General features: G+C 58.9%; 7 protein-coding genes. All 7 read left to right on the top strand.

The window, feature by feature from the left end; all coding sequences use genetic code 11:
- The first annotated feature begins 212 nt into the window (after positions 1-212).
- The 7 genes from ACFIO0_RS04680 to ACFIO0_RS04650 are packed head-to-tail and all read left to right on the top strand — an operon-like array spanning position 213 to position 10,349.
- Positions 213-1,382 (top strand): pepsin-like aspartyl protease, encoded by a 1,170-nt coding sequence (locus tag ACFIO0_RS04680; protein ID WP_390914062.1) that lies wholly within the window; start codon positions 213-215, stop codon positions 1,380-1,382.
- Positions 1,382-2,143 (top strand): FkbM family methyltransferase, encoded by a 762-nt coding sequence (locus tag ACFIO0_RS04675; protein WP_390914060.1) that lies wholly within the window; start codon positions 1,382-1,384, stop codon positions 2,141-2,143. Before ACFIO0_RS04680 ends, ACFIO0_RS04675 begins: the two co-directional genes overlap by 1 nt.
- Positions 2,140-3,318, top strand: coding sequence for a radical SAM family RiPP maturation amino acid epimerase (locus ACFIO0_RS04670; protein ID WP_390914058.1), 1,179 nt, complete (start codon positions 2,140-2,142; stop codon positions 3,316-3,318). The genes ACFIO0_RS04675 and ACFIO0_RS04670 overlap by 4 nt, the downstream gene beginning before the upstream one ends.
- Complete coding sequence (locus ACFIO0_RS04665; protein ID WP_390914056.1) at positions 3,318-5,273, top strand: RiPP maturation radical SAM C-methyltransferase; 1,956 nt, start codon at positions 3,318-3,320, stop codon at positions 5,271-5,273. Before ACFIO0_RS04670 ends, ACFIO0_RS04665 begins: the two co-directional genes overlap by 1 nt.
- Positions 5,270-7,393, top strand: coding sequence for a methyltransferase domain-containing protein (locus ACFIO0_RS04660; protein ID WP_390914054.1), 2,124 nt, complete (start codon positions 5,270-5,272; stop codon positions 7,391-7,393). Before ACFIO0_RS04665 ends, ACFIO0_RS04660 begins: the two co-directional genes overlap by 4 nt.
- Entirely contained in the window at positions 7,390-8,826 is a 1,437-nt protein-coding gene (locus ACFIO0_RS04655; protein ID WP_390914052.1) for a radical SAM family RiPP maturation amino acid epimerase, read from the top strand. Before ACFIO0_RS04660 ends, ACFIO0_RS04655 begins: the two co-directional genes overlap by 4 nt.
- On the top strand, positions 8,823-10,349 hold the full coding sequence (locus ACFIO0_RS04650; RefSeq protein WP_390914050.1) for a radical SAM family RiPP maturation amino acid epimerase: 1,527 nt from the start codon (positions 8,823-8,825) through the stop codon (positions 10,347-10,349). Before ACFIO0_RS04655 ends, ACFIO0_RS04650 begins: the two co-directional genes overlap by 4 nt.
- Positions 10,350-10,461: the final 112 nt, after the last annotated feature.

Below are 10,461 nucleotides of genomic sequence, written 5' to 3'. Positions count from 1 at the left end.
AACGAGAATCTGCCAGCTACATTTTATTCAGAACTATATTTTTATTACCAGTCGACTTGATACGAAATTTTTATTTGGACACGACACATTGAGTTCGAACTTTAGAACTAAGTTATTGTATTTTAGCAATTAAACTTCTTCTACCTCGAACTGCGCCAAAGCCACCCGCACATCTTGGGCTGGTAAATGGGTCGTGATTTTGAGGGGAAGTTATGCCACCAAAACCTGCCACACCCACAGATGTCTTCCGTCTGCCAATTAGCAATTTACAAGCTAAAGGCGACTATACTGCGATTTTTGAAATCGGTGCGCATGACCGGCCGGTGCATTTGCTTTTGGACACTGGCAGCAGTTCGCTGGCGATCAATGTGCACGACGTTGTGTCCAAAGATCTGGAACAAACCACCTATCTGGAACACCTCAGCTACGGATCGAACCCGGCAGGTTTTACCGGCCCTGTGGTCAACACCAGCCTGACCATGACCGAGGGCGACAACACCCCCGAAGCCGGCCTTGCGACGGTAAATGTCACCCTGATTCCGCCCGCCGCCGGGCAACCCTTTGGCACGGCTGACGGGATCATGGGGCTGGCCTATGCGCCGCTGAACACCTTCACCGACATTGGCATCAAATCCGCCGCGTGGGCGTACAAAGCCATCGGCACTCCGACGAAAAAGGAAACGGTCAATCTGCCGTCCTATTTCACGCATTTGGAAACCACAGGCGTCGTCGCCAACAAGTTCGCATTTTACACGCACCGCTCGCGCATTCACTACGGCACGGACACGCCAGACACCGATCCGCTGAACCACGGCGAGGTCGTGTTTGGGGCCGGAGCCGAAGAAACCGACCTGTACGAGGGTGACTTTCAGGCAGCCCAAATCGTGCACGACGCCTATTACAACACCCACATGATCGCCGTGTATGTTGGCGATCAGCGGATCGAAGTGCCCGACAGCTTTGCAGGCACCCCGTCAAATTCCATCATCGACACCGGCACCAATGGTATCGCCGTGCCCGCCGCAGTCTACACGCAAATGCTGGCGGCCTTTGCAGAAATTTCGCCAAAATTCAGGGCTGCGATCAGTGACACCAACCTTGTGCGCACTGCGGCTGATTTAGACGGCTGGCCCGATGTCACCGTCGAACTTCACGGCACAGACGCGCCCGTTCGCCTGACCATTCCACCGCAGAATTATTGGCAGTTGAACGCGCACGAGGACGGCTCCGCCTCCTTCACCATCTTTAGCTTTTCCGCGCCGTTCATTTTGGGGCTGCCCCTGCTGAATGGCTACTACACCGTGTTCGATCGCTCTGCCGCGGACGGTCTGGGCGTGGTTAAATTCGCGTCCATAAAACGGCCCACGCAGGCCACCATCTGATGGGGCGCGTGGACACCATAAATGCAGCCCCCCAGACGGATGATTGGCTGACCCACGCGCAGCTGAAAGTGCCCGATCGCATGGGCGGGCATGAAGCGCTGTTTGATCACCACGGCGTTGCGCGCACCGGTGTGCTGCATTTGGGCGGCTCCATCGGAGAAGAGCTGGAAACCTACATCGCCCTTGGATTTCGCAATATTTTGTTCGTCGAACCGAACCCTGTGCAGTTTGAAAAACTCAGCGCGCATGTCGGATTTTGGCAGTCTTGGCTGGATCAACTGGATCGACTTTCTGACAGCCCGCGCCACGTCCGCATCGCCGCGGTGTGTGCTGCCGCCAGCGACGCGGATGGCACATCGACCCTGCATTTGGCGTGTGATCCGGGCGAAAGCTCTCTGTGCGAACCGATGCCGCAGTTCATTGAAACCCAAGGTAAAGTGGCCGTGGATACCCGCCGTGTCGACGGGCTGATCGCAGCCCAAGGCTTTGATCTAAAAGACTTTGATGTGATGGTTGCCGATGTTCAGGGCGGCGAACTGCTGGCGTTCCATGGGGCAACTGCCCTGCTTGCCAACCTGCGCATGATCGTGACCGAAGTGAATTACCAGCCGCGTTATTTGCAGTCAGCCAGCGAACCGCAAGTCGACCGCTTTCTGACGGACGCAGGCTACCGCGCCGTGCTGCAACGCCGCGCCACACCGTGGGTTGTCGCCGGTGACACGGTCTACGTGCGCGGCGCAAAACCGGAGGGTGCGAAATGAACACCCACGCTGCTCTGACAGGCGCGCAAGTTTCAGCGCCGCACCCCATACGCCCCCGTCTGGAACAGGAATTTCAGGCGCGTTTTGGCGCAACCGAGGCTGATCTTAATGCCCTCGCACGGATCAAGCGTTTTACCGACACGTGGTTGGCCGATGCCAAACTGCGCGCGCGTCTGGACGCCGCCGGGTTTGATCTGGACCTGCCCGAATTTGACCTGCCGATGTCGCCCACCGAACTGCGCCCGTATCTGTCGCCCAGTGCCACAGACCAGCCCAGCGACGCCTCGCACATCACCCAGCTGTTTGCCCACTATCTGCAATTTCGCGCCCAAAAACGGGTGCAAATGCGCGACCTCTGCGCGCCAGAAAACGCGGCCTTTGCAGACTGGCGCACAGGCCAAATCACGCGCTGCCAGACCGAACTGACAGCCGCCTACAACACCGCGATTTTGCATCTGCCCGTCGCGTTTGAGCTGACCCAAGGCTGCTCTGTCGGGTGCTGGTTTTGCGGTCTGTCCGCCGCAGGTTTAGAGCAAACTTTTCACGCAAGCGACCGCAATGTCGCCCTGTGGCGCGAGGTGTTGCAGGCCATCCACGCCTTTGCCGGCCCCGCCGCAGGACAGGGCATTTTGTTCTGGGCAACGGACCCGCTAGACAACCCCGATTACGAAATCTTTGCCCAAGAATTCCACGCAATTCTGGGTCGGTATCCCGCCACAACCACCGCACTGGCCCCGCGCCAAATCGACCGGATGCGCGCACTTTTGCAAAGTTCGTTCGCGCAGGGTGCTGATTTCAATCGCTTTTCGATCCTGTCACTGCGCCAGTTGCACACCTTGCACGCTGCATTCTCGCCGCGCGAATTGCTGTTCGTCGACATCATCCCGCAAAACCGCGGGGCAGCCCAAGCCAAGGCGTTAACCGGTCGGGCGCGCAGTGATCCCCGGGCCACGGCACGCTCCGCGATCACCGATGCCCCCGCGACAATCGCCTGCGTGTCGGGCGTTTTGATCAACATGGTGACGCGCCACGCCCGCCTGATTGCGCCCTGTGCATCCAGTGAAAAATGGCCCGACGGTTACAAGGTTTTGGCGACTGATCGTTTTGCCAGCGGCCCCGATCTGGCCCGCGTATTGCAAGGTTTTTCACACCAACATTTTGAAGGTAAAGATTGATGATTGATATTGCCCTCGTCTCAATGCCGTTTGCCTCGCCTCAGCGCCCCTCGATCGGGCTTGGCATCCTGAAATCTGCCCTTGCGCGCCAAGACATCAGCGCGCGCGTTTTTCACGCGGATCTGTGGTGGGCCGACATCGCATCCTTGCCGCTGGTCGCCACAGTCGGTAATTTGCGGGTCGAGGCGATGATGGCCGAATGGGTGTTTTCGCGCGCCGCCTTCCCCGATTTTGAACCCGACGAGGACGAATATTACAAACTGGTGCGGCTTGCTGACAGCCCGACCTTTCGCGAAGACATTGATTTTCTGCGCGATCGCTCTGCCGAATTTGTCGACATGACAGCGCGCGCGTTGCTGGCCCACGGACCCAAAGTTATCGGCTGTACGTCGATGTTCCAGCAAAACACCGCGTCGCTGGCATTGTTGCGGCGTGCGCGCGAATTGGACCCAACCGTGGTGACGGTCATGGGCGGTGCGAACTGCGAAGAAATCATGGGCCAGACCCTGCACCGCGCGTTTGACTGGGTCGATTACGTGGTGAACGGCGAGGCCGAAGTGATCTTTCCCAAGCTGTGCAAAACACTGTTGGAACAGGGCCGCGATGCGCACATCGACTTGCCCGGCGTGCACGCCCCTTGGCACCGCGCCACGCCGCCCAAAACACGCCCACGGCGGTTGACGATCGAAAATATGGACGTGTCGCCCTGCCCTGATTACACCGATTATTTCGACACGTTGAACGGCGTCGCCTTTCGCGATCACGTGTCGCCGGGCGTGCTGGTGGAAACCTCGCGCGGCTGTTGGTGGGGCCAAAAACACCATTGCACGTTCTGCGGCCTGAACGGCAGCGGCATGAATTATCGCGCGAAATCAGGCGACGAGGCGGTGCAGAATTTTCACCATCTGGCCCAAACCCACGGCGTCAAAGACTTTGGCGTTGTCGACAATATCATCGACATGACCCACCTGAAGACCGTGCTGCCCAAGCTGATCGAAGCGGACAGCGGGTACACGCTATTCTACGAAACCAAGGCCAATTTGCGCCGCGAACAAGTTGCCCTGCTGGCCGAAGCCGGCGCCAATTGGATCCAGCCCGGCGTTGAATCCTTGCACGACGATGTCCTTGATTTGATGGACAAAGGCACGACCGCAATGATCAATGTGCAATTGCTGAAATACGCGCGCGAAAGCGGTGTTCGACTGTCGTGGAACATCCTTATGGGCTTTCCCGGGGAACAAGACGACTGGTACGACGAGGTCGCCGAATGGTTGCCGCTGATCGCGCATTTGCAACCGCCCGCCGGTGTCGGCATGATCCGGTTCGACCGCTTTAGCCCCTACCACAACACGCCGGAAAAATTTGGTCTGCGACTGCGCCCGTTGCGCAGCTATTCCTACATTTATCCGATGTCGCGCGAACAACTCGATGACATGGCGTATTTCTTTGAAGATGAACGTCACGCAATCGATCTGGGCGCACGTGGTCAAGACGGCCAGCAGCACGCGAGCTTTCGCGCCGTTGTGCAAAACTGGGCGATTTCGCACCGCGACGGGCTAAAGCCGATGTTGGCGATGACGGTGCGCGACGACCAGATCATCTTGCTGGACACCCGTTCCGTTGGCACGCCGCGCCGCGTGGTTCTTAGCGGGCTGGATCGCCTGATTTATCTGGCCTGTGCTGACGCGCGATCGATGCCCAACATCCTTGCCGCACTGCCTGACGAGGATCCCGCGGCTGTGGCGGCCGCGCTGGATGAACTGGTCGCGCGCAAGCTGATGCTGCGCCTGAAAGATCGCTATTTGACACTGGCGCTGGCGGGCGATGTGCCTGAATTGCCGAACCGTTTTCCCGGTGGTGACATCACCAACATTCCCGAAAAATCAGGCAGTTACGACGCGCGCTTTGTGCAGTTCGCCTCGCAAATGGGTGTCTTTCGCGAGGCCGCAGAATGACCAAACACGACACGCAATCCACAGCCGCTACCTTGCTGGACGAAGCCATGCAAAAGGCCCGTCTGGGTCAAACCGAGGCCGCCTGCGCGCTGGCTCAATCAGTCCTGAACATTTTGCCGACGCAAGACAGTGCTGCCGCTTTGATCCAGTTGCTCAGCGGCGCAGGCCTGCCCGAAACCCCGCCTGAGCGCGAGGTTTTTGGCCGTGTTGCACTGATGATTGGCAAACTTGATGCCGCCGAGATCGCCTTTGCGACCCTGTGCGCCAAGGACACCGCCAGCGCCGAGCAGTTCGCACTGTGGGGCAGCGTCGCCCAAGGGCGCAACGACATCGACACCGCGTGGAACCGGTTTTCACGTGCTTTAACCCTTGATCCAAACAACAACACCGCCCGCACGGGACGCGCAGTGGTGCACTGGATGCGCGGCAATTTATCTGCCGCGCGTTCAGGACTTGAGAAAATCGTCAGCGACGCGCCAGAGCTGTTGAATCCGCAATATGTGCTGGCCGAGGTCATGTTCGCCCAAGGGGCCTACGCCGATGCCGTGCGCCTTTTGGACCAGATCTTGCGCCAAAATCCGGGGTTCCTGCCCGCCCGACAGGTGTTCTTGCGCTGCCTTGCAAAACTGCCGCAGGGCGCGCGTTTGCTGCCGGATGCGTCGGTGATCGAGGCCAGCTACGACATCGCCGATCTGGAAATTGAATCACTGGCGCAGGCATCCCTTGCGACGTTGCTGGACGCCACCGAAATGGAGGCGTTCTGGCAAGGTGATTGGTCTGATCCCGACGCGGTGCACAGGTTCGCAGCAACCGCCCCGCCTTTGCTCTGCAAGGTTTTGCGCCGTCAAATCATCAGCGATTTCCGGTTTGAAACCAGCGTTCAAAACCTGCGCTGCGCCTTGCTGTTGGTGTTGATTGGCAACGAACGCATCCCGCAGGCCACCCTGTGGCTGGCCGAGGCAATAGCACAGCAAAGTTGGCTGAACGAATACCTACTGCCCGCCGACCCCCAAGAGGTCAAATTGCTGCGCGATCTGGCAGCTGGACCGCAGGCTGCAACCGTTAACGGGTTGCTCGCGCAGGCATTGTTTGCACCGCTCACCGACCTGCCCGCCGCGCGGCAGTGGCTGGATCAGGGGCAAACAAGCGTGCTGGACGATCTGATCCAGCACCAAATCCACGATCTGGACCAAGAACGCGAAATCGCCCGCGATCTGCCCGCTATGGCCACGTTGGAAAATGATGTGTCACGCGCCGTGAACGCACAATACGAACAAAACCCCTACCCGCGCTGGCGGACTTTGTCGCGGACCTCGCGCACAACAATTGACGTATTTTTACGCCGTCAATTTGCCCATTGGAAGCCTCAGCGCGATTTTGCGCAGCCGCAAATTCTGGTGGCCGGATGCGGCACGGGCCGTGATCTGACCGGCGTGTCGTCGCAGTTTGACGCAGCCCATGTCACCGGCATCGATCTGAGCCGCGCAAGCCTTGCCTATGGCACCCGTATGACCCGCAAACTGGGCGTCACCGGCGTCAGCCTGCTGCACGGCGACATTCTGGGGCTCTGCGATTGGGGGCGCAAATTTGACGTGATTGTCAGCTCGGGTGTGCTGCACCACATGCAAGATCCGGTCGCGGGCTGGACCCAACTGGTCAATTGCCTGAACCCTGGCGGTGTGATGAAAATCGCGCTGTATTCCGAAGTGGCCCGCCAAGGCATCGTTGCTGGCCAGCAAATTGTGGCCGATCACGCCCTGCTCGCCACACCGCAGGGCATCGCACAAGCCCGGCGCGTGATCGCTGATTTACCGCCCGATCATCCGGCGCAATTGTGCCCCACAACCCGCGACTTTTACTACCAAAGCGGCGTGCGCGATTTGATCTTTCACGTTCAGGAACACCGGTTCACTCTGCCAAAGCTGGCCGAAACACTGGACCAGCTGGGTCTACGCCTGATCGGTTTTGAATTGCCCGGCGAAGTTCTGGCCAGCTACCGCGCGCTGTTTCCCGACGATCCACAGGCGACAAATCTGGTCTACTGGGCCGCGTTCGAACGCCTTTATCCCCTGACATTTTTGCAGATGTACCAGTTCTGGTGCGAAAGGAGGCCGCAATGATCCCCAAGGCTGTCGAAGACATCGAAATCCGGAAAATCATCTATGACCACGCCGCCGCAGACGCGCATTATCGCAGTTGCGTCGGGCACACAAAACGGCTGTTGGAACGCTTTGCCGCTGACAACAAATTCCGCGAAAAGATGGCGGTGAACCCGGTTGAGGCGTGCCAAGATTGGGGGCTGCTGCGCCATCCCGAACACGTGCGCAGCCTGTGGGATTTGAACCAACCCGCCCATCAGCGGCGCGCAGAATCTGCAGCCGCCCTGCGCTATCACGCGATGATGGACGAAAAACGTGGCCACTCTGATTTGCTGCGCACCGAAGGCACACCTGAAAACCGCACCTGGCGCATTTGGCGCGAACGTCAGATCAAACGCAGCCGCAGCCATTTGGGGCGCAAAGCTGATCGTTTGGTCCACGCGCCCTACTGTATCGAGCTGGGCAAAGGCTGTTCGCTGGGCTGCGGATGGTGCGCGGTTGCGGCCGAAAAAATGGGCACGCAGTGGCCCTACACCCCCGAAAACCGCCAAACCTGGCGTGACTGCCTAGAGGTCATGCGCGAGATTTTGGGCGAAGGCGCGCGCGGTGGCTACTGCTATTGGGCGACCGATCCGCTGGACAACCCCGAATACGAAGACTTCTTGATGGACTTTCACGACATCCAAGGATCGTTCCCGCAAACCACCACCGCGCAGCCGGAAAAACACGTCGAGCGGGTCAAGAATCTGCTGAAGCTGTCGGATGAAAATGGCGGTGTGATCGAACGGTTTTCGGTGCTGACGTTGAAACAGTGGAACGCCATTCACGAGGCATTCACCGCCGAAGAACTCGCGTTTGTCGAATGTGTGCCGCAAAACCGCGAAGCACTAGACCCCAAAAAGGTCATCGCGGGGCGCGCGCTGGAACGGCATTTGAAAATGGTCGAACTGGGCCGCGAAGAACCGATGGAAGACGATGTGACCTCGACTATCGCTTGTGTGTCCGGATTTTACATCAACATGGTCGACCGATCCGTCCAGTTGATCACGCCGTGCAACGCCACAAAACGCTGGCCACTGGGCCATTGGGTGCTGGATCACGACACGTTTGCGGACGCTGCCGATTTGCGCCGCATCCTGTTGCGCATGATCAACGAACAGATGGCCACATCGCTGAGCCACCGCGACACGGTGCGTCTGCGCGAGGATCTAAATTACCAGCCCTGCGAGGCCGGATTTACCGTCTCGACCCGTTATCAGCGCCACACCGTCACCCATGATGCCGACATGCGCGGCATCGGTGATCTGATCGCCAGCGGCACACACACGGCGATGGACATCGCGCTGGCCCTAGATGCGCCAGCCGAAAACACGATGCATTTTTTGAACGTAGCACTTTATGACCGGGGACTGCTTTTTGAAGAACCCGATCCCAGCAAGGGAGATCTAAAATGAACAAATCAGCAAACAATTGGCATGCCCCCGAAGACATTCGCCCCGTGGTGTTTCGCCGCGAAAATGCCGATGCGGCGTATCGCGCAGACCTTGGCCACACCAAGCGTTTTATCGAACGCTGGTACGCCGATGCGGTGTTTCGCGAAAAGGCGGCAGCTGATCCTGCGGCGGCCGCCCAAGAATACGGTTTAGAACGCGATCACGCCGAAATTCGCAGCCTGTGGAACGAAGAACATCGCCACGAGATCGATGATTTTGCGGCCCTGCCCCTGTCCGTCAAACGCTACCTGAATTACCAGAACGAAAAGGTCGCCGGACGCGATCGCTACCGCCGTCTTGCCACCCCGCTGAACGACCGCTTTGCGATTTGGCGTGACCGGATGGTGGCGCGCTGCGTCAGCCATTTGGGCGGCAACAAAGCTGAATACGTGGTCCACGCCCCTGTCTGCTACGAACTGTCCAAGGGCTGTTCGGTCGGCTGCTGGTTCTGTTCCGTCGCGGCCCCCAAATTGGGCAGCCAGTTCCTGCGCACACCCGAAAACCAAGCGCTGTGGAGCGACACGCTGAACGTGATCAAGGACGTGATGGGCCAAGCCGCCTCAATGGGTTTTTGCTACTGGGCCTCCGATCCGCTGGACAACCCCGATTACGAAGATTTCTTGTGTGATTTCCACGACATCAACGGCGAATTCCCGCAAACCACGACCGCGCAGCCGCAAAAGCACGTCGAGCGGGTCAAAAAACTGCTGAAACTGTCCGAGGAACGCAACGGTTTCATTGACCGCTTTTCGATCCTGACCCTGCGCCAGTGGAACGAAATTCTGAACGCTTTCACCCCGGAGGAGCTGGCGTTTGTCGAATGCATTCCGCAAAACCGCGAGGCGTTCAACCCGACCAAGTCGATCTCCGGCAGGGCGCTGGAGCGGCACAAAAAGAACGTGGCGCGCGACAAGGAAGAGCGGCTGGCCGATGATGCCACGTTCACGACGGCCTGCGTCAGCGGGTTTTTGGTCAACATGGTGGATCGATCCGTGCGCCTGATCACGCCGTGCCATGCGACCGAACGCTGGCAGCTGGGCTATTGGACCGTGGCGCAAGGCACGTTCACCGATGCCGCATCTTTGCGCGCCTTGATCGACCAGATCATCGAGGACCACATGCCAACCGAAGTCGCCCCTGACCGGATTGTCGCCTTTCGCGATGACCTGACCCACGCGCCTGTGGCCAACGGATTTAACGTCACCAACCGGTTCCGCAAACACGAGGTTCAATCCGGTCCCGCCACCCGCATGATCGGGGCGATGATCGCGCAAGGCTCCTACACGGCGGACCAAATCGCGGGGCAAGTCAGCAGTTTCCTGAGCATTCCCGCCGCGCACAGCTTTGAGGTCATGAACCAGCTTTTCACTGCAGGTTTGCTGGACGAAGAACCACACCACGGCCACGACGCGCTTGGATTTCAGGTGCCCGTGGGCGCGACAGATCAACCCCAAACGCCTGCGCAACCCCAACTAGGGGCGTAACCGAATACCGGCCGCACTTGGCCGGATGATCCCTAACGGGGCCGTAAAACAGGTGCAACCCGACAGACTGTCAAACGCGTTCAGTGCCACCCCGGCATTGCATTTCAACAAA

Origin of the sequence: Pseudosulfitobacter sp. SM2401 (assembly GCF_042932805.1) — a bacterium.
GTDB lineage: Bacteria > Pseudomonadota > Alphaproteobacteria > Rhodobacterales > Rhodobacteraceae > Ascidiaceihabitans.
The sequence above is the reverse complement of the archived record's forward strand: the minus strand, read 5'-3'. Positions and strand labels throughout refer to the sequence as shown.

Excerpts from the sequence above, each read along its gene's own strand:
- ACFIO0_RS04665 (WP_390914056.1), top strand. The coding sequence starts at position 3,318 with ATGATTGATATTGCCCTCGTCTCAATGCCGTTTGCCTCGCCTCAGCGC.
- ACFIO0_RS04675 (WP_390914060.1), top strand. The coding sequence starts at position 1,382 with ATGGGGCGCGTGGACACCATAAATGCAGCCCCCCAGACGGATGATTGG.
- ACFIO0_RS04680 (WP_390914062.1), top strand. The coding sequence starts at position 213 with ATGCCACCAAAACCTGCCACACCCACAGATGTCTTCCGTCTGCCAATT.
- ACFIO0_RS04650 (WP_390914050.1), top strand. The coding sequence starts at position 8,823 with ATGAACAAATCAGCAAACAATTGGCATGCCCCCGAAGACATTCGCCCC.
- ACFIO0_RS04660 (WP_390914054.1), top strand. The coding sequence starts at position 5,270 with ATGACCAAACACGACACGCAATCCACAGCCGCTACCTTGCTGGACGAA.
- ACFIO0_RS04670 (WP_390914058.1), top strand. The coding sequence starts at position 2,140 with ATGAACACCCACGCTGCTCTGACAGGCGCGCAAGTTTCAGCGCCGCAC.
- ACFIO0_RS04655 (WP_390914052.1), top strand. The coding sequence starts at position 7,390 with ATGATCCCCAAGGCTGTCGAAGACATCGAAATCCGGAAAATCATCTAT.